The following is a 22,963-nucleotide window of genomic DNA, read 5'->3' on the forward strand; positions in this document are numbered from 1 at the left end:
ACGTACGACCAACGCCCGCAGTACCGGCGGAGATGCCCGTGCGGCACCACCTCCGCAGATCGACGCTCGCGCCGTAGGGACTGCGGTGTGCTGCTGGGTGCCGGTTGTGTGTGGTTGGTCGCGCAGTTCCCCGCGCCCCTTCACGTCTGCTGCCGCTTACGCCGACTGCGCGTCCGGCAGTTCCACCAGCCACGGCAGGGCGCCGCGGTCGCCGGCGCCGAGGCGGGCGTAGGCGCTGTACAGGTGGTTGCCGACCGTGCGGACGGAGAGGGTGAGCTTCTCGGCGATCTGCCGGTTGCTCAGTCCCGCGGCCGCCAGCGTCACGATCTGCCGCTGCCGGGCGGTCAGTTCGCCCAGGACGAGACCGGACAGCGCCGGGGTGCGGGCGCCCTGGCAGCGGCGGGCCAGGGCGACGGCACGCGTGCGTGCGGTGCGGGCGGCCCGCGGGTCGCGGTGGGCGCGTACGGCCTGGGCGTGCGCCTCGGCGGCGAAGAGCAGGAAGCCGCGCTCCTGAAGCTGTTCGGCCACCCGGTCCAGCGCGGGACCGTCGCCCTGGGCGAGCGCGGCGGCGTGCGCGGCGAAGACGCCGGTCAGGCGGCCCGCGGCCAGCTCGGGAGTGCCGCGGCGGACGGCGTCATACGGGTCGTACGGGTCGTACGGATCGCCGGTGAGCGCCTCGGCAGCCCGGTCGGTGGTGTCGCGGGCCGTTGCCGGCCGGGTGGCCGCCCCACCCCCGTCGGGGCGGCCACCCAGGACCTTGTGCGCAGCCGTCGTATCGCCCGACTGCGCTGCGGCGAGGACGAGTTCGGCGCGGCAGGCCGGGTCGTGGGCGTCGTCGCGCAGCCCTTCCCGTGCCCATGCCGCCGCCTCGCGCAGCTCACCGCGCAGCCGCGCGAACCGTGCGCGTACGGCCGCGTAACCGGCCGGTACCGGCGCGCCCCGAGCGACCAGCCACTCCCCCACGGGCGTCGGCGTGGCGCGTACGTCCGCACGCTCGATACGGCGGGTCAGGTCGGCGCGCTCGGCGTCGAGGGCGGGGCCGGGCTCGGGGAGGGACAGCCGCCTCGCCCGCAGCCTGCCGGCCGCGGCCCGCAGCACCGGGCCGTGCAGGGGGTGGGCGAGGCGGACGGCGCCCCGGTCGTCGACACGGACCAGGGCGTCGGCCTCCAGTTGTTCGAGGGCGCGCAGATCGAGTCGGTCCCGGTCCGGATCCAGCGGCAGCGGCTCGGCGAAGGCGAGGCGGTCGAGGGTCTCGCGCTCTTCGGGGCCGGTGCGGTCGAGGACGTGCGCGGTCCGCTCCCGCACGGTCGGGGTGACCGGCACGGGGCCGTGCCACGCCCACTCGTCCGAGTCCGGGACACGGGTGAGCAGTCCCCGCTCACGCACCGCGTCCACCAAGTCGCGCAGCAGCCGCAGGTCGCCCCGGCACAGGCGGTGCAGCCGGTTCACGGTGAGCGGTTCGAGGGCCTCGCCTGCGGCCGCGCCCGCCAGGAGCCGGCCGGTCTCCTCGCGGGGCAGCGGCTCCAAGGTGAGGCGGGGCAGGAGTTCGCCGGTCCACAGGCGGGAGATCGCGCCCGGGAGAGGGGCGGCGTCGGTGGTGACGACCAGGAGACGGGTGCGTCCGTGCACGGCCAGTTGGTGGACCAGGGCGGCGGAGGCGTCGTCGAGCAGGTGCGCGTCGTCCACCAGCAGCAGCCGTACGCCGGACAGATGCCGGAGCGCGTCGTGCAGGGAGGCCGTCTCGGGGACGTGGTGTGCGAACGCGGCGAAGCGGATCCCGCGGGTCTCGGGGGTGCCGGCCACCCTGGCGCAGTCGGTGCCGCGGACGGCCTCGGTGACGAGCCGGGTCTTGCCGCAGCCTGCCGGACCGCTGATCACGATGCCGTGGCGGCCGGCGGTCAGGGCGCCGCGGACCAGGTCGAGTTCGTTCTCCCGGCCGGTGAACGGCCAGGGCAGTTCCAGTGTCCTCGCGTCGCGTTCGAAGCTCATCACGGCAATAAGAGCGCGGTGACTCACCCTTGATACACGGGTACTTGAGTAGCCCCCGACTCAGGCGCCCGCGCCGGGCCGACGGCACCCTGTTCGCATGACCGCACGCTACTGCTCCCTCGCGCAGGCGTCGGCCCCCGTTTTCGCTCCGGGGCTGACCGCCGAGCGGCTCGGTGCGCTCATCAGCGGTCACCGGATGTGGGTCAACGGCACCGTGCTGCACTACTACTTCTTCGACCGGGACACCGACGGTTCCACGATCCCGGACCCGGAGACCGGGCAGGCCCGGCAGGTGTCGTGGGTCGGCGGCAAGGAACAGCGGGACGTCGTGCGCGAGTGCTTCCAGGAGTGGCGCGGCCTCGGCATCGGGCTGTCGTTCGTGGAGGTGGGCGACCGGTCGGAGGCCGAGCTGCGCATCGGGTTCCAGCGCGGCGACGGCTCCTGGTCGACCGTCGGCAAGGACGCGCTCCAGGTCGGCCTGAACGACCGGACCATGAACTTCGGCTGGGATCTGACCGTGCCCGGGGAGCGCGGAACGGCCCTGCACGAGATCGGGCACGCGCTCGGCATGCTGCACGAGCACCAGAGCCCGTTCGCCGGCATCCACTGGGACGACGAGGCCGTGTACGCCGATCTGGCGGGCCCGCCGAACTTCTGGAGCCGGGACAAGACGTTCTTCAACATCCTGCGCAAGCTCGGTCCGGACGAGGTCAACGGCTCGGTCTGGGACCCGCACTCGATCATGGAGTATCCGTTCGCGGCCGGGCTGATCCTGGAGCCGGAGCAGTTCCGGGCGGGCCTGAACCCGCCGGGCATCCTGTCCAGGGCCGACAAGGAGTTCGTCCGCCGCTGGTACCCGCCGGCCGAGACGCCGGGGCCGCGGGAGCTGGTGCCGTTCCGTTCGGTGCCGCTGCGGCTCGGGCCGGCCGAGCAGGCCGACTTCGTCGTCGAGCCGCCCGAGACCCGCGAGTACACGGTGGGCACGTTCGGGGACGGCGACGCGGTCGTCGTGGTCTTCGAGGAGCGGGACGGCGAGCCCCGCTACCTCACCGCCCAGGACGACGGCGGTACCCCGCACAACGCCACCGTCAAGGCCCGCCTCGTCAAGGGCCGCCGCTATGTCATCCGCGTGCGTCTGTACTCCAGCTGGGGGTCCGGGGAGACAGCCGTCATGTGCTGGTGACGGCACGCCTCCGCTGACACACGCGGACACGACAAGTCCACAGTCCGGCGCCGGGGGAAGCGGCCGGAGACGCCACCTTCGGGGGAGGGTGACGTCTCCGGCCGCGCCGCCGTCTCGGCGCTCACCGTGACATGGTCAGTCGAGGACCGCGGTCGCCTCGATCTCGACCAGGTGCTCGGGGACGTCCAGCGCCGCGACGCCGATCAGCGTGGCCGGCGGCACCGGAGCGACCCCCAGCTTCGCGGACGCCCGGGAGACCCCCTCCAGGAGCGCGGGCATCTTGTCGGGATTCCAGTCGACGACGTAGAAGGTCAGTTTCGCCACGTCGTCGAAGGAACCGCCGGCCTCGGCCAGCGCGGTGGCGACGTTGAGGTAGCCCTGCTCGACCTGCGCGGCCAGGTCGCCCTCGCCGACCGTGACCCCTTCCGCGTCCCAGGAGACCTGGCCGGCGACGAAGACCAGCTTCGAACCGGAGGCGATCGCCACCTGCCGGTAGACATCGATCTTGGGCAGTCCCTCGGGGTTCTTCAGGGTGATGGTCATGCTGTCCGTCTCCTTGGTCTCTTGTGGTTACTCAGGAACCGTAGGAGAGTGTGGATTGACGTGGAAGAACGCACTTTTCAGTGACTGGGGAACCTGATGGTGACCAAACAGCTCAGCGGCTCGGCCGAGGATCCCGATCTGCGGCGCGCCGACTCCCTGGCGCGGGAGATCTTCTCCGACGTCGCCAACAAGTGGGCCCTGTTGATCATCGACGCCCTGGGCGAGGGCACCCTGCGCTTCAGCGAGCTGCGCGGCCGGGTCGAGGGCATCAGCCACAAGATGCTCACCCAGAACCTGCGCATGCTGGAGCGCAACGGCCTGGCCGAGCGGACCGTCCACCCCACCGTCCCGCCGCGCGTCGAGTACACCCTCACCGAAGCGGGTCGGGGACTGCGGGCGACGGTCGACGGGATGTGCGAGTGGACCTACCGCTACTTCGGCCACATCGAGTCGGCCCGGCGCCGCTTCGAAGCCTGACGGCCGGAGAGCCGGCGGATCTCGCCGGGGTGCCGGCCCGAGGTGGTCGCGCAGGGTCGTGCCCTCGTAGTCCGTGCGGAAGACGCCCTGCTCCTGGAGCAGCGGGGCCACCTTGTCGGCGAAGTCGTCCAGGCCGCCAGGGGTGATGTGCGGGTCTGCGGCTGCGCAAGATGAGCCGTCGGCCGCATCAGCTCGACGGGGCCGAGTGACCCGTCCCGCGGATCTCGTCCGGGTGTGCCAGACCGAGGTGGTCGCGCAGGGTCGTGCCCTCGTACTCCGTGCGGAAGACGCCCTGCTCCTGGAGGAGCGGGACCACCTTGTCGGCGAAGTCGTCGAGGCCGCCGGGAGTGATGTGCGGGACGAGGATGAAGCCGTCACTGGCGTCGGTCTGGACGAACTCGTTGATGGTCCGGGTGATGGTGGCCGGGGAGCCGACGAAGTTCTGCCGGTTGCCGGTGTGGATGACCAGGTCGCGGATGGACCAGTTGTTGGCCGCGGCGAGTTCGCGCCACTCGCGGGCGGTGGCCAGTGGGTCGCGGTACATGCGGACCTGTGCCCGGCCCTGGGAGATGTGGTCGTCGCCGACGTCCGGGTCGATGTCGGGGAGCGGCCCTTCCGGGTCGTAGGCCGACAGGTCCCGGTTCCAGACGAACTCCAGGTGCTTCAGGGCGGTGGCTCCGCTGACCTGTTGGCGCCGCACCTCGCGGGCCAGTTCCTCGGCCTCGGTGTCGGTGTCGGCGAGGGCGAAGGTCGCGGCGGGCAGGATGAGCAGCTGGTCGGGGCGGCGGCCGTACTTGGCCAGGCGGGACTTGACGTCGGTGTAGAAGGCCCGGCCCGCCTCGAGCGTGCCGTGCCGGCTGAAGATGGCGTCCGCCTCCGCGGCGGCGAACTCGCGGCCCTCCTCGGAGTCACCGGCCTGGAAGACGACGGGTCGGCCCTGCGGGGAGCGCGGGACGTTGAACTGTCCGTGGATGTCGAAGTGCTGTCCGGTGTGGACGAAGGCGCCGGCCTTGGCGTCCCGCAGGAAGGTGCCGGTCTCCTGGTCGGCGAGGATCTCGTCGCCGTGCCAGGAGTCGAAGAGTTCGTTCGCCGTGGCCAGGAACTCCTTGGCGCGCGAGTAGCGTTCGTCCTGGGGCAGGAAGCCGCCGCGGCGGAAGTTCTCGCCGGTGAAGGCGTCCCAGGAGGTGACGACGTTCCAGGCGGAGCGGCCGCCGGAGAGATGGTCGAGGCTCGCGAACTGGCGGGCGACCTCGTAGGGCTCGTTGAAGGTGGAGTTGATGGTGCCGGTCAGCCCCAGGTGCTCGGTGACGGCGGCGAGCGCCGCGAGGACGGTGAAGGTGTCGGGGCGGCCGACGACGTCCAGGTCGTAGATCTTCCCGCCCTGTTCGCGGAGCCTGAGCCCCTCGGCGAGGAACAGGAAGTCGAACTTGGCGCGTTCGGCGGTCCGCGCGAAATGCGCGAAGGAGCTGAACTCGATGTGGCTGCCGGCCCGTGGGTCGCTCCACACGGTGGTGTTGTTGACGCCGGGGAAGTGGGCGGCCAGGTGGATCTGCTTCAGCGGCTTGGTCATGGCTGCGGGGTTCCTTCCGGCTCAGACAGTGGCCGCGGCTGAGGCCGCGTAGCGGTTGGCGGGGCGGGCCAGGCCCAGCAGGCCGCGCAGGGTGTCGGCCTCGTAGGCGCGCCGGAAGGCGCCCCGGCGCTGCAGTTCGGGGACCAGCCCCCGGGTGATCGCCGGGAGGTCGTGGCCGGCGACGGCGGGCCGCAGCCGGAAGCCGGTCAGGCCGGCGGAGCGGAACTCCTGCAGCAGGTCGGCGAGTTGGGAGGGCGTACCGGTGAAGACCAGGGCGTCGCTCGTGTACGGCTCACCCGCGAGCGCGTCGAGACGTTCCCGGCGTGCCCTCGCGGTGGCGGGATCGTCGTCGAGGAGGACGACCAGGTCGCCGAAGACGTGCAGGGGCTCGGCCGCCCGTCCGGCGGCGCTCTGCTCGGCGCGGATCCGGGCGACAACGGCGCGGGCCTCGTCGGCGTCGTGCGGGGTGACGTAGCCGATGTCGGCGGCGCGGGCCACGAGCCGGTACGGGACGGTGTCGTGGGCGAGGGCGCTGACGATCGGCTGGCCCTGGGGTGGGCGGGGTGTGATGGAGGGGCCCTTGACGCTGAAGTGCCTGCCCTCGAAGTCGATGTAGTGCAGCTTGTCCCGGTCGATGAAGCGGCCGGTGGCGGCGTCCCGGATCTCGGCGTCGTCCTCCCAGCTGTCCCAGAGGCGGCGCACGACCTCCACATGGTCGGCGGCCTCGTCGAAGAGGTCGGTCACCACCTCCCGGGCGGCCGGGCTGTCGTAGGCCTCGATGCGCGCGATGGTGCGGCGGCCGAAGTGCGCGGTCTCGTTCGGGCGGGCGGTGATCTGGATGCGCAGGCCCGCGCGGCCGGTGCTGACGTAGTCGAGGGTGGCGATCGCCTTGGAGATGTGGAACGGCTCCGTGTGGGTGGCGACCACCGTCGGCACCAGGCCGATGTGCCGGGTCAGCGGTGCCACGCGGGAGGCGATGAGGACGGCGTCGAGGCGGCCGCGGACCTGGTCGGTGCGCTCGTCCGGGTCCAGGAAGTGGGAGGACTGCGGGCCGAGGCCGTCCTCGATGGTCACGAAGTCGAGCAGGCCGCGCTCGGCCTCCGTGACCAGGTCGGCCCAGTAGGCGGCGGTGAACAGGTCCCGGGGCCGGGCCACCGGCTCGCGCCAGGCGGCGGGATGCCAGCCGGTGCCGTCCAGGGCGACGGCGAGGTGCAGGGACGGGGAGGGAGTTGAGGACACGAGGGGGTGCCTTCCTTCAAGCCCGCGAGGGGAGGGGGCGGCCGGTCCCCGGGGTCGGGGACCGGCGCGCCTGACGACTGTTCAGGAGTTGTCGAGCGGCAGGCCGGGCGGGTCGACCTCCGACTTGGCCACGGCCTCGCCCGAGAGGTTCCAGGCCGCGAGCCACTTCGCGTACTGGCCGTTGTCGATCAGGTGGTTGACAGCGGCGGCGAGAGCCTCGGCGAGGCCGCTGTCCTTCTTGGCGGTCGCGGCGATCAGGCCCTGGAGGGTCGCTCCGGCGCCGGAGAAGCGGCCCGCGATCCTCGTCGGGTCGGGCGTGCTCGCGGTCTGGGTGACGTGGTAGGAGAGGTTGGGGCTGGGGCCGAAGTAGGCGTCGATCTTGCCGCTGTTGAGAGCCAGGTAAGTGCTGTTGCCGTCCTGGAAGTACTTGACGGTGAGCTTCTCGCCCTCGCTCCGGAGCTTCTTCTGCCACTCCAGCAGGATCCGCTCCTGGTTGGTGCCCGCGCCGACCGAGACGGTCTTGCCGGCGAGGGCCTTGTAGTCGCCGTCGAAGGCGAACTTCGAGGACTTGAGCGTCTCGAAGGCGAGGTCGTCCTTGCGGTAGGAGGCGAACTCGTACTTGCGCTTGCGCTCCTCGGTGTCGGTGATGTTCGAGAAGCCGACGTTCACCTTGCCGCTGTCGATGCCGACGAAGAGGTTCTCCCAGGTGAACCGCTTGACCTCGGGCTCCAGGCCGAAGACGGCCGCGATCAGCCGGGCCAGGTCCACCTCCGAGCCGGTGAGCGTCTTCTGGTCGCTGCCCGTGAACCCGAGGGGCGGCGCCCCGGAGGGGAGCGTGCCGGAGCCGATCACCAGCTTGCCGCTCTTCTTGAGGGAGTCGGGCAGTTGATCGCTGATGGACTTCACCTCGGAGACCTTCAGGGTGGTCTCCTTGGCGGCGCCGTTGGACAGCCGGCCGACGGTGACCGTTCCGGCGGTGTCGGTGTTCGTGGCCGCGTCGCTGTCCCCACCGCAGGCGGCGAGCCCGGTGGCGAAGGTCGCGACGGCGGTCGCCGCGGTGATGCCGCGTATCAGGCTGCGTCGGGAGAGGTGCGGAGGCATGGCTGCTGTCCTTGTCGTTCAGAAAATGTGGGGCATCGGAAAGGGGAGTTTCAGAGGACCTTGCTGAGGAAGTCCCTGGTCCGTTCGTGCCGGGGCCTGTCGAGGACTTCGGAGGGCGGGCCCTGCTCGACGATCCGGCCGCCGTCGATGAAGACGACCCGGTCGGCGACCTCGCGGGCGAAGCCGATCTCGTGGGTGACGATGACGAGGGTGGTGCCGCTGGTCGCCAGGTCCTTGATGACGGAGAGGACTTCACCCACGAGCTCGGGGTCGAGGGCGGAGGTGGGTTCGTCGAAGAGGATGACGCCGGGTCGCAGGGCGAGGGCACGGGCGATGGCGACGCGCTGCTGCTGGCCGCCCGACAACTGCCGTGGGTAGGCGCCCGCCTTGTCGGCCAGGCCGACGCGGCCGAGGAGGCCGCGGGCGAGTTCCAGGGCCTCGGGCTTGCCGAGCTTGCCGGTCGCCACCGGGGCGGCGGCCACGTTGTCCAGGACCGTCAGGTGCGGGAAGAGGTTGAAGTTCTGGAAGACGAAGCCGATCCGGCTGCGCTGCGCCAGGATGGCTCGCTCGCTCAGTTGCTTGAGCCGGGCGCCCTGCCGGCGGACGCCGATCAGCTCGCCGTTCAGGCTGACATGGCCGATCTCGGGCTTCTCCAGGTGGTTGATGACCCTGAGCAGGGTGGACTTGCCGGAGCCGGACGGGCCGAGGATCACGGTGACCTCGCCGGGCCGCACGGTCAGGTCGACCCCGTTGAGGACCCGGTGGGCGCCGTACCACTTGTGCACGTCGTGCACCTCGACGGTGGCGGCGGCGTTCTGGAGTTTTTCGGCGGTCATACGGCGGCCTCCCTGCGGATGCGGGCCCTGAAGTCGGTGAGAGAGGTCCGCAGTCTCTGCAGCGGGGTCGGCGGCAGGGTGCGCGTGGCGCCGCGGGCGTAGTACCGCTCGACGTAGAACTGGACGACGGACACGACGCTGGTCAGGATCAGGTACCAGACGGTGACGACGAGCAGCAGCGGCACGATGTCGCCGGGGTAGGTGGAGCCCATGGACTGGGCGGTGCCGAACAGGTCGAGCAGGGAGACGTAGAAGACCAGGGAGGTGCTCTTGATCAGGCCGATGAGCTGGTTGACGTAGTTCGGGGTGATGGAGCGCAGGGCCTGCGGGAAGACGATCTTCCTGAACTGGTAGCCCTTCGGCAGTCCGAGCGCGGAGGCCGCCTCGTGATGGCCCTGGTCGACGGAGAGGATGCCGCCGCGGACGACCTCGGCGGCGTAGGCGGCCTCGTGGAGGCTGAGGCCGATGACCGCGATGACCATGTCGGTGGCGAGCTCGGACTCGTCGAAGGTGAAGAAGGCCGGGCCGAAGGGGACACCGAGGCTCAGCGTCTTGTACAGGGCGCTGAGGTTGTACAGGAACAGCAGGACCACGATGAGCGGTACGGAGCGCAGCGCCCAGACGTAGGTCCAGCCGGCGGCGCGCAGCACCGGGCTCCGCGAGAGCCGGGCCAGCGCCAGCAGGATGCCGCCGAGGAGGCCCAGCACCGCGCTGTAGGCGGTGACTTCGAGGGTGATGAGGAGCCCGTCGAGGATCGTGGGCCGCAGGAACCAGTAGCCGAAGCGGTCCCACTGGTAGAAGGGGTTGGTCACCAGGCCGTGGACGAACTGGGCGGCCAGGACCACGACGACCGCGGTGGCGATCCATCGGCCGGGCCGCCGCAGCGGCAGAACTCGCTGGGCGGCGAGTTGCTTCGGTGGGGTGTCGGTGGGCGGCGGTGCCCCGGCGAGGGACACGGCTGCGCCTGAGGGTTCACTCATGGAGGGCTCCGGCGGGAGTCGGACACCCCGGAACCACGGCGGACGTGCGGCTGCGCAGGCCTTTCTACGGCGCTGCGCGGCACGCGGGAACGCACGGGTACCGGGGAGGGGCGGCGGGCAACGGCACACCGCTCGTGCGGTGTTCGTCAGGAACGCCGGGGCTGGGAAGAGGCGTCAGCCCCGGTCGCGGGCACGGCCCGGTGCGGTACACAGTGCGCTGTTCACGCGGAGCAGATCGACTGCCCGGTTGGCGACCAGGAGGTTCGCGTACGACGGTACGCAGCCCGGGGACCGGCGTGCGGCCGGCCTGGTGGCTGCGTACATGTCGACACCCTCACTGCTACGGCCTTCAAGGCCACGCGCTGATTGAGCCGTCAGTTAAGGCAGTTGACCGCGGGAATGTGAACGCCGGTCCGCTGGATGGAACGGTCCCAGGTCAGTCGACCTGCGGTCGCGTCCCGTCTCCGCCCGCCGCGTGGGCGGCCCAGTCCAGGATCTGGACGGCGGATCCGGCGGCCTCCAGCCCCCGGCAACGGGCGTGGTGGCGGCGGGCGATGGCGTCCAGGTCGAGGTGCGCCCCGAAGGCCGGATGCGCGGCGAGCCGGCGGGCGTAGGCCCACAGGGCGGGGTGGGCGGCGATGTGCTGCACCGCGGCGGCGTCCAGGTGGTGCCGGTGCACGGTGTCGAGTTGGACCAGCGTGACCCACAACTCGACGTCCGCGGCGGTGATCCGGTCGCGGATCATGTACGCGCGCCCGTCCAGCCACCGGTCCAGCGCACCCAGCGACCGCAGCAGCGTCTCGAGCGCCGCGTGCCGTTCCGCCCGCTCGATACCGTCGGCCCCCGCGCTCTGCGCGGCCTCCTCGATGTCCTGGGCGCACATCCGCTCGACGGCCTCGATCTCCGACTCCGCGCCGCACGGGTACAGCGCCGGCCGGCCGTCGCCGAAGCGCCGGGCGAGGTCACGGACGATGTCGGGTGCGTGGGTGCTCACGATGCGCCCGGACCAGTCGTCGCTGAGGACCGGCGCGAGGGCCGGTCCGGCGTAGTGGTGGGCGCTGGCGTCGTACAGCGGACGCAGGACGGCGTGTCCGCCGTCGGGGCAGTCGGGGACGGCGGGCAGAAGGGTCGCCGGACAGACGTCGTCGAGGTCCAGCAGGCTGTGGGCGACGGCGATGCGCAGGCCGTCCGGGCAGGCGGTGGACAGGTGGAGACGGTAGCGGCGCGGCACGGCGTAGTGGCCGCTGCGTGCGTCCCGGCCGATCCGGCCCCGGAAGGCCGGAGCGGTCTGCGCGGACGAGTGGGCGGCCAGCGGTGTGACGGACATGACTCTCCCCTGGGCAGGCGTGTGGACGTACGCGTGGCGGAAGCGGACGCGGGCTCGGACAGGCCCTGGGGGTCAGATGGCGCTGCAGACGCGGAGCAGATCGATGTGACGGCGGGACGTGAGAAGGGGCGAACGGCTCACTCGGCCGGTGACCGACTCTGGGTGCCCCATGCTTCCCTACCAGTTCACTAGGAAATCTGATGGGAGTGTCGACCCGTCCGCGCCCCACGTCAAGAGGGCGTCCGGGAAGCGAACGGCAAACGGCTCTCCGTATGCGCGACCTGAACATCGGCGTCATCACGGGCATCCACGAGTTCGACGGCGGGCAGTACGAGATCGACCTGACCTACTCCGACGCGCTGGACGCGGCCGACCGCTCCTTCCGTTTCAAGGCCGCGGTGAAGGAGCCGGCCTGCAAGGAAGGCCATCTCGCCACCTTCATGGCCAGGCCGTTCGGCGACGCGGGCGGCTCGGGCTCCCCTCTGCACCTGCCCTGTGCCGACGCAGACGACCGCAACGCCTTCGACGACCCCGCCGGCGTGCACGGCCTCTCCGCGACCACCCGGCACGCCGGCGCCAACGCCTGTCTCCTCGTGGCCGGCACGATCGCCGCCGCACTGCTCGGCATCCGGGCCGGCGAGGAGCCGCCCGCCCCGCTGGACCGGAAATCCGGCTGCCTTGAGGGGGCGGAGGGCAGTACGGTCCCGGAGTGATCGACGACGACGGTTACTTCGGAGAGAGCATCGCGGCCGGCTACGACGAGTCGACGGCGGACATGTTCCGCCCCGACGTGGTGGACCCGGCGGTGGGCGTCCTGGCCGGACTCGCCGGCGACGGCCCGGCACTCGAACTCGGCATCGGCACCGGCCGCATCGCGCTGCCGCTGGCCGCCCGCGGGGTTGCGGTGCACGGCATCGACATGTCCCGCGCCATGGTGGACCGGCTGCGCGCCAAGCCCGGTGGCGATGCCATCGGCGTGACGATCGGGGACTTCGCGACGGCACGCGTGGGGAAGAGCTTCTCCGTCGCGTACCTGGTGTTCAACACGATCATGAATCTGACGACGCAGGACGCCCAGGTGGACTGCTTCCGCAATGTCGCCGCACACCTGGCACCGGGAGGCCGCTTCGTCGTCGAGGTCATGGTGCCCGAGTTGCGGAAGCTGCCCGCCGGGCAGACCGCCGTACCGTTCCACATCAGTGAGTCACGCTGGGCGTTCGACACCTACGACGTGGCCACCCAGGCGATGAGCTCGAACTACGTCACCGTCACCGACGGCCGCGCCGAGCACTGGTCCATCCCGTTCCGGTACGTCTGGCCGGCCGAGCTGGACCTGATGGCCCGGCTGGCCGGACTGCGGCTGCGCGACCGGTGGCAGGACTGGACGGGCGAGCCGTTCACCGGCGAGAGCGGCAAGCACGTGTCGGTGTGGGAGAAGCCGGCCGGCTGACCCCGGTTCAGGGTGTCGGTGCCGCCGTCAGGGATTCGTCCACGCCTCGGGGTCGTCCGCCAGGCTCAGCACGTCGTCGGGAAGCTTGGCCGCGGCGACGTGGGCCAGGGTGACCTCACCGAGGATCTTGCGGACGTTGGCGCGTACGGCGATCCACAGCGGCAGCAGGGACTCGGCGGGGCCGACGTAGGAGAGGTCGGGCGGGCGGACGCCGCGGACCGAGACGAGAGGGCCGTCCGCCACGCGGATCACGTCCGCGATGGGGATCGAGTCGGCCGGGCGGGCGAGCCGGTAGCCGCCCTTGCCGCCCCGCTGGCTGACGACGAGGCCACCTCGGCGCAGGTCGCCCAGGATGCCCTCCAGGAACTTGTGCGGGATGCCCTGCGCCTCGGCGATCGCCTCGGCCTTGAGCGACGTGTCGTCCCCTGCCGCGGCCAGCTCCAACGCCGCCCGCACCGCATAGTCCGCTCTCGCCGAGATCCGCATGCCGAGATTATCCATCACTGCCGGGTGCCGGCCCGCCCGCACCCCTCCGGTCAGGCGGGAAGGCTGAACGGAGGATGGGCGCCGTTGAGGAAGTAGTCCCCGACCTCGCGCAGCCGGTGGGCGACCGGCTCGCGCAGGGTGTGGGTGCGGGTGTCGCGCCAGAAGCGGTCCAGGCCGTGTCGCGCGAAGGCGGCGGGGACACCGACGGCGTCCAGGGCGCCGGTGGTGATCTCCTGCGCGGCGCGGGAGGCGGCCGCCTCTGCGGCGCTCGCGAGGACGGCGATCTCCGCGCACTCCTCGTCGTCGAGGCCCTCGCCCCGGGCGAGACCGCGCATCAGGGCCTCAACCGCCTGGTCGGCGAGGGCGGAGGCGGCACGGGCGGCGACGGCGAGTTCGCCGTACGCGGTGAGCACGTACGGGTCCTGCGGCGGGCTGCCCGGCCACGGCTGGGGGGAGAACGGCTGCCAGGCGGACTGCGCCGCCCTGCCGTGCTCGCGGACCTCACCGAGCAGGCCCTCGGCGACGCCGAGACAGAACTGGGCGGAGACCAGGCGGGCGGTCGGCGCGGCGAGGCCGGCGAAGGGCGACAGGACGCCCTCGTCCGCGCAGAGGGAGCCGAGTACGTCCTCGGCCGCGACCGGCACGGAGTCGAACCCCACGCCGCCACCTGCCGCCAGCCGTTGCCCGAACGTTTCCCCACCGCTGCCGCTCACGAGCCCGGGGTGGGCGGTGTCGACGAGGACGGCGAGGGGCTCGCCGGTGCCGGGCACGGCGGCACGCACCACCAACCGGTCGGCGATCCCGACTCCCGAGCCGTACCGCTGGTGGCCGTCCAGCAGATAGCCGTCGCCCGTCGGGGTCAGCATGAGCGGCGGTTCCTGCGAGGCGATGCCGCCGCCCCAGTACCACTGCCCCGAAGCGAACGCCCGCTCGATGCGGGCGGCCCGGTCGGGGGCGGCGAAGAACCGGGGGCAGGAGGACAGGAAGTAGTGGCTGCCCAGCAGGTGTCCGACGGGCCCGTCGGCCGCGGCGAGAGTCCGTACGACCGCGTAGGCGGTGGGCCAGTCCGCGCCCCCTCCGCCGTGTTCGGCCGGAACGAGCAGCGTCAGGAGCCCCGACTCGCGCAGCCGCGCGACCTCGTCGAGCGGGGGTTTGCCGGCCTGCTCGCGCTCGACCGCGTCCGTGGCGAGGTCGTCGGCCAGTTCCCGGGCGATGTGCGGCCAGTCGTCCCGCCCGGCTCCCTGTGCGGTCGGCGCGTCCGAGGACGTCACTCCTGCTCCCCGCTCGGGGTCGCCGAAGGGGGCGGGCGGGGCCGGAGGGGCGATCGTCATGGCGTCATCCTCACTCGCTCCACGGACGAGGGTCAACACTTCCCTAGTAATTCGATAGGAATTCTAGGGAATATGTGAGCGGGTGGCCGATTACCGCCCCCGGGTGACGAGTTCACGAGGGTGACGCGGACGGGACGTCACCCTCGGCTTCCGGCCTCCACGAAGGGGATCCGGCCCGCGGACGGTGCGACCGCGGCACTGCGGAACGGGTGGTTCCACAGCCCGCGCGCCTCCAGCCGCGGCAGAACGCCCTCACCGAACCAGTACGCCTCCTCCAGGTGCGGATAGCCGGAGAGCACGAACTCGTCGATGCCCAGCCGGTGGTACTCGGCGATCCGCTCGGCGACCTCGTCGTGACTGCCGACCAGCGCCGTGCCCGCCCCGCCCCGCACCAGCCCGATGCCCGCCCACAGGTTCGGGTGGATCTCCAGGTCGTCGGCGCGGCCGCCGTGCAGCGCGAGCATGCGCTGCTGGCCCTCCGACTCGCTGCGGGCCAGGCCGGCCTGTACGGCCCGTACCGTCTCCGCGTCGAAGCCGTCCAGCAGGCGCCGGGCCTCGGCCCACGCCTGTTCGGCGGTGTCCCGCGTGATGACGTGCAGGCGGATCCCGAAGCGGACGCTGCGGCCCTCCTTCTCGGCCAGCGCCCGGATCCGGGCGACCTTCTCGGCGACGGCTGACGGCGGCTCGCCCCAGGTGAGATAGACGTCGACGTGCCGGGCGGCGACCTCTCCGGCGATGGGCGAGGAGCCGCCGAAGTACACCTCGGGGACCGGGTCGGGCACCCTCGCCAGCTTCGCGTCCTCGACCTGGAGGTGCTCGCCGACCAGGTCCACGGTCCGGCCCTCCCACAACCCCCGTACGATCTGGAGGAATTCACCGGTACGGCGGTAACGGTCGTCCTTGTCGAGGAAGTCGCCGTAGGCGCGCTGCTCGTGGCTCTCCCCGCCCGTGACGACGTTGAGCAGCAGCCGTCCGCCGGTCTGCCGCTGGAAGGTGGACGCCATCTGGGCGGCGAGCGTCGGCGAGACGAAGCCCGGGCGGAAGGCGACCAGGAACTTCAGCCGCTCGGTGTTCTGGCTGACCATCGCCGTGGTGAGCCACGCGTCCTCGCACCAGGCACCGGTGGGCGTGAGCGCGCCGACGAAGCCCAGATCCTCGGCGGCGCGGGCGATCTGACTGAGGTAGGCGACCGTCGGCGGCCGGTCACGGCCGGACGCCGTGGCGGGGGAACCGTGGCCACCGCCGACGACGTGACGGCTGTCGCCGTTGGTGGGCAGGAACCAGTGGAAGGTGAGGGGCATGGGAGGGGCTCCGATCGGGGTCTTCCGGTGGCGGTCGGGCGCGGTCGCGGCGCTCAGCCGGTGGCCGCCAGCAGGGCAGGGCGGCCGCCGAGCGCCAGCGAGAACTGGTCGGTGACCTGGGCCAGTGCCCCGGCGGCGCCGGGCGCGACGGCCAGGGTGCCGTCGTCGCCCACGGTGATCTCCTTGTCGAGGGTGAACCAGCCCGGCGTGATGTGGGCGGGGCCCATGGAGTTCAGTACGGGACGCAGGGCGTAGTCGATGGCCAGGACGTGTGCGGTGGTGCCCCCGGTGGCCAGCGGCAGAACGGTCTTGCCCGCGAGGGCGTACTGCGGGAGCAGGTCGAGCAGCGACTTCAGCAGCCCGGAGTATGCGGCCTTGTAGACGGGAGTGCCGATCACGACTCCGTCGGCGCGCTCGAACAGGGCGGTGGCCTCGATGATCGCCGGGTGCCGGAAGTCGGCTCCCAGCAACGCCTCGGCGGGCAGGGTACGGACGTCCAGCGGGGTCACCTCGTGCCCCTGCGTGGTGAGCCGCGCGTCCAGATGGCGCAGCAGCCGTGCGGTACGGGACGTGGCGGAAGGGCTGCCGGAGACGGACAGGATGGTGGCCATGCGGGGACCTTTCAGGAGGGTCGGTCAGAGGACCTTGGAGAGGAAGGCGCGGGTTCGCTCCTGCCGCGGGTTGTCCAGGACGGCCGCGGGCGGCCCCTGCTCCACGACGACGCCGCCGTCTCGTCGAAGAGCAGCACCTTCGGTTGGGCAGGCGTCGGCCCTCTCCGCGAGGCCGACCCGGTCCAGGAGGCGGCGGGCCGTCTCCTCCGCCTCAACTCGTGCAGCCTTCCGCCCGAGCGGCGGTAACCGATGAGCTCACCGTCGATGCCGACCCAGCCGCGGTCGACCTTCTCCAGGTGGTTGACGGTCCGCAGCAGCGTGGACTTCCCGCCGCCGCGGACGTCGGCCATGGCGTCACTCATGCTCGTGCTCGGGCGGGTTGATCCGGGACGTCTCGATCGCGGAGGCGGAGGTGCCCCACTTCTTCAGGATCCGGGCGTAGGTGCCGTCCTTGATGAGCTCGTTGACGGCGGCCTGGAAGGCCTTGGTGAGCGGGGAGCCCTTCTTGAAGGCGAAGCCGACGTCGAGGCGGTGGAACTCGCCGAGGAACGTGGTCTGCGACGCGGGCTGGGCCGCCTGGTAGCGCAGGCCGTTGATCGTCGACATGATCACGTCGATACGGCCCTGCTGGAGCGCGGTGAGCGTCGCCGCGTTCTCGGAGTAGACCTTGACGTCGTACGGCTTCTTGCCCGCCTCGGCGCACACGCCCTTCTGGGCGGTGAGGGTCGCCTCGAAGGTGGTGCCGGCGCCGGTGCCGATGGTGAGCCCGCACAGCCGGGTGAGGTCGGTGATCTTCGACTTGAGCGCGGTGTTGCCCTTCTTCACCGCGAAACCCTGGCCGTCGTTGATGTAGGTGACGAAGTCGACGGTCCTGAGCCGCTCGGTGGTGACACCGAAGTTGCCGGTGCCGACGTCGTACTTGCCGCTGCCGAGGGCGGGCAGGATCGTCTCGAAGGAGGCGTCCTGTCGCTCCAGCCCGACGCCGAGCACCTTGGCCACCGCGTCGGCGAGGTCGATGTCCTGCCCCGCGGGTGCCTTGTCGGTGCCGTTGGGGTAGTACGCCCCGGGCGGGAACCCGATCGAGCTGCCGACCCGCAGCGTGCCCGCCTTGCGTACGTCGGCGGGCAGCAGGGCGGCTGCGGAGTCCACCTTGCGTACGGCGGCCACCGGGTCGTCGGTCGGCGCGGGGGATGCCGGGGCGCCCGCCGGCGCGGTGCCGGAGGTGTCGCCGCCGCACGCCGTGAGCGCGAGCAGGGGCAGCGACATGAGGACGGCGGCGATGCGCAGGCGTGGTCTGATGCCGGGGACGTTCACAGCTCGGCGGCCTCTCCCGTGGGTGCTTGGGCGGTCAGGTGCTTCTCGAAGGGCAGCGGGCCGATGGTTTCCGGGTCGGCCGCCGTGTCGAACAGCGGCGTGTAGCCGGTGGCCAGGTACAGGCCGCGGGCCTCGGGCTGGCGTGGGCCGGTGGTGAGGTGGACGCGCCGGTAGCCGCGTGTTCCGGCCTCGCGCTCCAGCTCCGCGAGGACGCGCCGCGCGAGGCCGCGCCGGCGGTGGGCGGAGTGCGTCCAGATCCTCCCCCAGACTTCGTCCGGGGGGACCCCCATCAGCTCGGCGGTGGTCGCGTCGTACCGGCGGAAGGCGCCGCCGGCCACGGGCTCACCGCGTTCCAGCAGCAGGAGGAGCAGGCCGCCGTGCGGTTCGGTGAACTCCTCGTCGGGGTAGCGGGAGAGCTCGGCGTGCGCGTCCTTGCCGTACCGCGTCGAGTACTCGTGGCCCAGTTCGCTCAGCAGGGGTCTCACCCGCGGATCGGACACGGGTACCTGAATCACCGTCAGTTCGGGGGCGGAGGTCATCCGTTCACCGCCGCCAGGGTCTGCGTGCCGCGGGCCGCGCGTGCGGCGTCACGCTTGGCGACCTCCTCACGGACGACGGGGATCACGTACCGGCCGAAGTCGATGGCGTCGTCGAGCAGGTCGTAGCCGCGTGCGGAGAGGATGTCGACGCCGAGGTCGTAGTAGTCGAGCAGCGCCTCGGCGACCGTCTCCGGGGTGCCGACCAGGGCGTTGGAGTTGCCCGCGCCACCGGTCGCGGCGGCGGTCGGGGTCCACAGGGCGCGGTCGTAGCGCTCTCCCGCCTCGGCGATGGCGAGCAGCCGCTGCGAGCCGACGTTTTGAGGTGTTGCAGCCTGCGGCTGGGCGTGCCCGTTGTGGCGCCTGGTGATCGCCTCGCCGCGCTCCTTGCGGGTCTTGATCGCGCCGACCGTGCGGTGGGCCTTCTCCCAGGCCAGTTCCTCGGTCGGGGCGATGATCGGGCGGAAGGCGACCTGGAGGCGGGGTACGTCGGTGCGGCCCGCGGCCCTGGCGGCGGCCTTGACGTTCTCGATCTGTTCCGCCGTCTTCGCGAGGGGCTCGCCCCACAGGCAGTAGATGTCGGCCTCGGCGCCTCCGGCGGCGTACGCGGCGGGGGACGAACCGCCGAACGAAACGCCCGGGTGCGGCTGTTGGACGGGGAAGACATCGCTGACGAAGTCGTGGAACCGGTAGTGCTCGCCCTCGTGGTCGAAGGGCTCGTGGGTGGTCCAGATCTTCTTGACGATCCGGATGTACTCGCGGGTGCGGGCGTAGCGCTCGTCCTTGGTGAGGGTGTCGCCCTCGCGGCCCTGTTCGTGGTCGTTGCCGCCGGTGATGAAGTGCACGGTCAGCCGGCCGTCGCTGATCCGGTCGAGGGTGGCGAAGGTCTTGGCGGCGAAGGTGGGGTAGGACACGTTGGGCCGGTGGGCGAGGAGGATCTGGAGGCGCTCCAGCCTGCTCGCGATGTACGCGGCGGCCGGTGCGGGGTCCGGCGCCCCGGAGCCGTAGGCGAACAGCACCCGGTCCCAGCCGTGGTCCTCGTGCGCCCGGGCGAGCCGGAGCGTGTACTCCTTGTCGAACGCGGCGCCGGAGCGCGGCGTGGTTTCGGAACCGTCGTCGGTGGCGGCGATGCCGAGGAACTCCACGGGCATGGGCCTGGCCTTTCAGCAGATCACGGCGGCAGGCGGGCATGGCTGAAGGGCCTGGCGCCGAAGCATGGGTGATGGCTCGTCAGAAGGACGAGTGAGGACGAGCGTGACGACGCCGGGCGTCGGAGCAGGCGGTGCAGCGGCAGCGCGCGTGAAGGGGGAGCTCGGCCCGCGACGGGGTCACCGAGGGAGGGAAGGGCCGGTCAGACGGCCCGCTGCCGAGTCAGGCGCAACACGCGGCCGACCACACCCGACCGAAGTCGATGTGATCGCGCGAGACCAAGCGCTGCTGGGCATTCATGCGACTAATTGAGCAGTACATCGTCCTTCCCGTCAAGCAGCGCCCGGATGCCGGACCGCCTGGACGGGCGCCTGCCGACGCGCTGTTGACACATCGATGCCGTGGGCACATACGATCGACGTCGGATCGGCTCCGCCCTGCGCGGCAGCCTCCCCGGCCGTGTTGAGGGACGCGGCGAGCGTGACGACACCTGGTTCACCCACGCCTGCGATTCCCTCCCCCGGAGAGCCTCCCCATGGTCACGCCGTCCAATGTCACGTCCACCCCTGCCACGAAGACTCCGGAGCCGCCCGACGCCACCGGCGCGGACCTGCCACGGATCGTGCCGCGCCGGCACCCGGGCCGGTGGCTGACCGCCGCCGTCGCGCTGCTGCTCTTCGCGATGGTGGTCAACTCCGTCGTCCGCAACGACGCCTTCCAATGGAGCGTGGTGGGCCGGTACTTCACCACCACCGCCGTGCTCGACGGGCTGCTGCTCTCCCTGTGGCTGACGGCCGTGGTGATGGTGCTGGGCTTCCTGCTGGGCACGGTGCTCGCTGTGATGCGGCTCTCCGCCAACCCGGTGCTGCGCACGCTGAGCTGGGGCTATGTGTGGGTCTTCCGGTCCACGCCGCTGCTGGTGCAGCTGCTGTTCTGGTTCAACATCGGCGCCCTGTATCCCACACTGGGCCTCGGCATCCCGTTCGGCCCGCAGTTCATCACCGTCAAGACGGTCAATCTGCTCGGCCCCACCCTCACCGCCGTCATCGGTCTGACCCTGCACGAGACCGCCTACGCCGCCGAGGTGGTGCGCGGCGGCATCCTCTCCGTGGACCCCGGGCAGACCGAGGCCGCCCAGGCGCTGGGGCTGAGCAGACTCCGCACGCTGCGCCGGATCGTCGTCCCCCAGGCGATGCGCTCCATCGTGCCGACCGCCGGGAACATGCTGATCGGCACGCTGAAGGGCACCAGCATCGTCAGCGTGCTGGCCGTGCACGACCTGCTGTACTCGGTGCAGCTGATCTACAACCAGACCTACCAGGTCATCCCGCTGCTGATGGTCGCCACCCTGTGGTACATCGCGGTCACGACGGTGCTCAGCGCGGGTCAGTTCTACGTCGAGCGGTACTACGCGCGCGGCAACTCCCGCGTTCTGCCGCCCACTCCGCTGCAACGGCTGCGCGGCCGCCTGACCGCCGTACGCCACCCGGCTGAGCGCGGCGACGGCCGCCGACGCCCGCCCGGTGATCGGCGGTGACCGGTGAGCACCGCCTCCTCCCCGGCCGTCCTGGTCGTCGTCGGCGCGGGACCGCGGGCCACGGGCCTGCTGGAGCGCATCGCCGCCAACGCGTCCGAACTGTGGGACGGTTCACGGCCGTTGCGCATCCATGTGGTCGATCCGCATCCGCCCGGTCCGGGTCGCGTCTGGCGGCACGAGCAGTCCGCGCTGCTGCGGATGAACTCCATGGCCGAGGACGTCACCATGTTCACCGACGAGTCGTCCACCATCGACGGCCCGGTCCGCCCCGGCCCCTCACTGGCCGAGTGGGCGGCCCAGTTCTCCGGCCGGGGCCCGCGCCACGCTCCCTACGCCGAGCCCGCCGACCCCGAGGTGCTCGCCGAACTGCGCTCGCTCGACGGGGCCGACTTCCCGACCCGCCGCGCCCAGAGCGCCTATCTGGACTGGGTGTTCCGCAAGGCGCTGGCCGAGCTGCCGCCCTCGGTCACCGTCGAGTGGCAGCGCACCACCGCGACCGCCGTCACCGGGCCCGCGGACGGCCCCCAGCGGGTGCATCTGGCCGACCGCGCCACGCCGCTCACCGCCGACCTGGTGGTCCTCGCCCAGGGCCACCTCGGTTCCCTCCCCGGCGCCGAGCACCGGGACCACGCCGACTTCGCGCGCCGTCACGGCCGCTTCCATCTGCCGCCGGAGTTCTCCGCCGACGCCGACCTGTCCGCGCTGCGCCCCGGCGAGCACGTCCTCCTGCGCGGCTTCGGGCTGGCCTTCGTCGACCTGGTGGCCCTGCTCACCGAGGGCCGGGGCGGCGCCTTCCGCACGGAGGCCGACGGCACCCTCACCTACCTGCCGTCCGGCCGCGAGCCCGTCCTCCACGTCGGATCGCGGCGGGGAGTGCCGTACCACTCCAAGACCCGCTACCGCCTCCAGGGCCCCAGGCCCCCGCTGCCGCGCCACTTCGGGCCCGAGGCGGTCGACGCGCTGCTCGCCGAGGGCCGCCCGCTGGACCTGCGGCGCGATGGGTGGCCGCTGATGGCCAAGGAGATCGGCTTCGGCCACTACCACGAGCTCTTCCACGCCCACCCCGAGCGCACCGCGCTCCCCTGGCCCGAGTTCCTCGCCGCCTACGACCGCCTGGACTGGTACGGCGACGAGATGACCGCCCTCGTCGCCGCCGCCGTGCCCGACCCGGCGGACCGGCTGGACTTCGAGGCGCTGGACCACCCCTTGGACGGCCTCGCGTTCCCGACGCCGGAGGCGTTCCAGCTCCATCTGCGCGACCACATCGCCCAGGACGTGGCCCGCCGCGAGGACGCGGAGTTCAGCGCCGACCTCGGGGCGTTCCTGGCGCTGCTCTCCGTCTACGGCCATCTGCCGCGCCTGGTCGCCGGGGGACGGCTGACCGCACGGTCCGTCGCCGAGCAGCTCGACGGCTGGTGGCACGGCTTCTTCAGCTTCCTGGCCTCCGGGCCGCCCGGCTTCCGCCTGCGCCAGCTCCTCGCGCTCTCCCGGTCCGGGGTCGTCCGGTTCGTGGGCGCCGGCATGCGCGTCGGCACCGACGGGACGACCGGTACCTTCACCGCGGACAGTGTCACCGTCCCCGGTCACACCGTCCACGCCACGGCACTGATCGAGGCGTATCTTCCCCGCCCTTCCCTCGCCCGCACCGAGGACCCGCTCCTGCGCGACCTGCACGGAGCCGGCGCCCTCACCGAGGAGATCCTCGCCGACCCCACCCACACCCACCGCTCCGGCCTGCTCGCCGTCTCCCCCGCGGACGGCCACGTCGTCGACCCGTCCCTCGGCGGGCCGCACCCCCGCCGCATCGCCCTCGGCGCCCCCACCAACAGCCGGGCCGTGGCCGCCTTCGCCCGCCCGCGCACCGACGCCCCCGCGTTCCGCCAGAACGACGCGGTGGCCCGGGCGCTGCTGCATACCCTGACCTCGGACATCTCAAGGGAAGAGATGTCGACGTCCAATATATGAACAACCCCTTGGGGTGGACGCGAGCTTCTGCCACGATC

Annotated in this window: 21 protein-coding genes and 2 pseudogenes; 6 read left to right on the top strand and 17 right to left on the bottom strand. The window is 71.9% G+C overall.

All coding sequences use genetic code 11. The features are described from left to right. Positions 1 to 156: 156 nt before the first annotated feature. Positions 157 to 1,989 (bottom strand): LuxR C-terminal-related transcriptional regulator, encoded by a 1,833-nt coding sequence (locus ACIBU0_RS03205; RefSeq protein ID WP_398810816.1) that lies wholly within the window; start codon positions 1,987 to 1,989, stop codon positions 157 to 159. 97 nt (positions 1,990 to 2,086) lie between these two features. On the opposite strand from ACIBU0_RS03205, the gene ACIBU0_RS03210 reads away from it, so the two are divergent. After that, positions 2,087 to 3,172, top strand: coding sequence for a M12 family metallopeptidase (locus ACIBU0_RS03210; protein ID WP_398810819.1), 1,086 nt, complete (start codon positions 2,087 to 2,089; stop codon positions 3,170 to 3,172). A 135-nt stretch (positions 3,173 to 3,307) separates the two neighbouring features. Here the strand turns inward: ACIBU0_RS03210 and ACIBU0_RS03215 are convergent, their stop codons facing one another. Continuing rightward, the gene (locus tag ACIBU0_RS03215; RefSeq protein WP_398810821.1) at positions 3,308 to 3,715 is read right to left on the bottom strand and encodes a RidA family protein; all 408 of its coding nucleotides are present in this window, start codon (positions 3,713 to 3,715) and stop codon (positions 3,308 to 3,310) included. Positions 3,716 to 3,811: 96 nt separating this feature from the next. Between ACIBU0_RS03215 and ACIBU0_RS03220 the strand changes: the two genes are divergently transcribed. Next, a complete protein-coding gene (locus ACIBU0_RS03220; protein ID WP_398810824.1) occupies positions 3,812 to 4,192 on the top strand; it encodes a winged helix-turn-helix transcriptional regulator in 381 nt (126 codons plus the stop codon). A 187-nt stretch (positions 4,193 to 4,379) separates the two neighbouring features. Here ACIBU0_RS03220 and ACIBU0_RS03225 read toward each other — a convergent pair whose 3' ends face one another. The 7 genes from ACIBU0_RS03225 to ACIBU0_RS03255 all read right to left on the bottom strand — a co-directional run bounded on the left by ACIBU0_RS03225 (position 4,380) and on the right by ACIBU0_RS03255 (position 11,416). Next, positions 4,380 to 5,762, bottom strand: coding sequence for an NtaA/DmoA family FMN-dependent monooxygenase (locus tag ACIBU0_RS03225; RefSeq protein WP_398810827.1), 1,383 nt, complete (start codon positions 5,760 to 5,762; stop codon positions 4,380 to 4,382). A gap of 21 nt (positions 5,763 to 5,783) precedes the next feature. Then, on the bottom strand, positions 5,784 to 7,001 hold the full coding sequence (locus ACIBU0_RS03230; RefSeq protein WP_398810829.1) for an LLM class flavin-dependent oxidoreductase: 1,218 nt from the start codon (positions 6,999 to 7,001) through the stop codon (positions 5,784 to 5,786). 81 nt (positions 7,002 to 7,082) lie between these two features. After that, positions 7,083 to 8,102, bottom strand: coding sequence for a transporter substrate-binding domain-containing protein (locus ACIBU0_RS03235; RefSeq protein WP_398810832.1), 1,020 nt, complete (start codon positions 8,100 to 8,102; stop codon positions 7,083 to 7,085). A 50-nt stretch (positions 8,103 to 8,152) separates the two neighbouring features. Then, the gene (locus ACIBU0_RS03240) at positions 8,153 to 8,938 is read right to left on the bottom strand and encodes an amino acid ABC transporter ATP-binding protein (protein ID WP_398810835.1); all 786 of its coding nucleotides are present in this window, start codon (positions 8,936 to 8,938) and stop codon (positions 8,153 to 8,155) included. Continuing rightward, on the bottom strand, positions 8,935 to 9,918 hold the full coding sequence (locus ACIBU0_RS03245; protein WP_398810837.1) for an amino acid ABC transporter permease: 984 nt from the start codon (positions 9,916 to 9,918) through the stop codon (positions 8,935 to 8,937). Before ACIBU0_RS03245 ends, ACIBU0_RS03240 begins: the two co-directional genes overlap by 4 nt. A 436-nt stretch (positions 9,919 to 10,354) precedes the next feature. Beyond that, a complete protein-coding gene (locus tag ACIBU0_RS03250) occupies positions 10,355 to 11,245 on the bottom strand; it encodes a glutathione S-transferase C-terminal domain-containing protein (RefSeq protein WP_398810840.1) in 891 nt (296 codons plus the stop codon). Between the two features lie 72 nt (positions 11,246 to 11,317). After that, positions 11,318 to 11,416: a putative leader peptide gene (locus ACIBU0_RS03255; protein ID WP_398810843.1), complete on the bottom strand. Its 99-nt coding sequence runs from the start codon at positions 11,414 to 11,416 to the stop codon at positions 11,318 to 11,320. An 86-nt stretch (positions 11,417 to 11,502) separates the two neighbouring features. Between ACIBU0_RS03255 and ACIBU0_RS03260 the strand changes: the two are divergent. Both ACIBU0_RS03260 and ACIBU0_RS03265 read left to right on the top strand, forming a co-directional pair. Then, positions 11,503 to 11,907 (top strand): annotated as a pseudogene (locus ACIBU0_RS03260) (hypothetical protein); the annotation flags it as partial. A 47-nt stretch (positions 11,908 to 11,954) separates the two neighbouring features. Then, complete coding sequence (locus ACIBU0_RS03265; protein WP_398810846.1) at positions 11,955 to 12,695, top strand: class I SAM-dependent DNA methyltransferase; 741 nt, start codon at positions 11,955 to 11,957, stop codon at positions 12,693 to 12,695. Between the two features lie 27 nt (positions 12,696 to 12,722). On the opposite strand, the gene ACIBU0_RS03270 is transcribed toward ACIBU0_RS03265, so the two are convergent. The 8 genes and pseudogenes from ACIBU0_RS03270 to ACIBU0_RS03305 form a co-directional block, all read right to left on the bottom strand. Continuing rightward, positions 12,723 to 13,181, bottom strand: a complete 459-nt coding sequence (locus ACIBU0_RS03270; RefSeq protein WP_093910565.1) for an Rrf2 family transcriptional regulator — start codon at positions 13,179 to 13,181, stop codon at positions 12,723 to 12,725. Positions 13,182 to 13,231: 50 nt separating this feature from the next. Further along, entirely contained in the window at positions 13,232 to 14,512 is a 1,281-nt protein-coding gene (locus ACIBU0_RS03275; protein WP_398810849.1) for an acyl-CoA dehydrogenase family protein, read from the bottom strand. 137 nt (positions 14,513 to 14,649) lie between these two features. Next, a complete protein-coding gene (locus ACIBU0_RS03280) occupies positions 14,650 to 15,813 on the bottom strand; it encodes an LLM class flavin-dependent oxidoreductase (protein ID WP_398810852.1) in 1,164 nt (387 codons plus the stop codon). A gap of 53 nt (positions 15,814 to 15,866) precedes the next feature. Continuing rightward, a complete protein-coding gene (gene ssuE / locus ACIBU0_RS03285) occupies positions 15,867 to 16,424 on the bottom strand; it encodes an NADPH-dependent FMN reductase (RefSeq protein ID WP_398810855.1) in 558 nt (185 codons plus the stop codon). Between the two features lie 24 nt (positions 16,425 to 16,448). Then, positions 16,449 to 16,759 (bottom strand): annotated as a pseudogene (locus ACIBU0_RS03290) (hypothetical protein); the annotation flags it as partial. A gap of 19 nt (positions 16,760 to 16,778) precedes the next feature. After that, on the bottom strand, positions 16,779 to 17,738 hold the full coding sequence (locus ACIBU0_RS03295; RefSeq protein WP_398810857.1) for an ABC transporter substrate-binding protein: 960 nt from the start codon (positions 17,736 to 17,738) through the stop codon (positions 16,779 to 16,781). Further along, the gene (locus ACIBU0_RS03300; protein ID WP_398810860.1) at positions 17,735 to 18,277 is read right to left on the bottom strand and encodes a GNAT family N-acetyltransferase; all 543 of its coding nucleotides are present in this window, start codon (positions 18,275 to 18,277) and stop codon (positions 17,735 to 17,737) included. The genes ACIBU0_RS03295 and ACIBU0_RS03300 overlap by 4 nt, the downstream gene beginning before the upstream one ends. Continuing rightward, positions 18,274 to 19,425: an LLM class flavin-dependent oxidoreductase gene (locus ACIBU0_RS03305; protein WP_398810863.1), complete on the bottom strand. Its 1,152-nt coding sequence runs from the start codon at positions 19,423 to 19,425 to the stop codon at positions 18,274 to 18,276. Before ACIBU0_RS03305 ends, ACIBU0_RS03300 begins: the two co-directional genes overlap by 4 nt. A gap of 533 nt (positions 19,426 to 19,958) precedes the next feature. Here ACIBU0_RS03305 and ACIBU0_RS03310 point away from each other — a divergent pair. After that, complete coding sequence (locus ACIBU0_RS03310; RefSeq protein ID WP_398810866.1) at positions 19,959 to 20,960, top strand: amino acid ABC transporter permease; 1,002 nt, start codon at positions 19,959 to 19,961, stop codon at positions 20,958 to 20,960. Between the two features lie 3 nt (positions 20,961 to 20,963). Further along, on the top strand, positions 20,964 to 22,925 hold the full coding sequence (locus tag ACIBU0_RS03315; protein ID WP_398810869.1) for an FAD/NAD(P)-binding protein: 1,962 nt from the start codon (positions 20,964 to 20,966) through the stop codon (positions 22,923 to 22,925). Positions 22,926 to 22,963: the final 38 nt, after the last annotated feature.

The organism is Streptomyces sp. NPDC049627, from assembly GCF_044465645.1.
GTDB lineage: Bacteria > Actinomycetota > Actinomycetes > Streptomycetales > Streptomycetaceae > Streptomyces.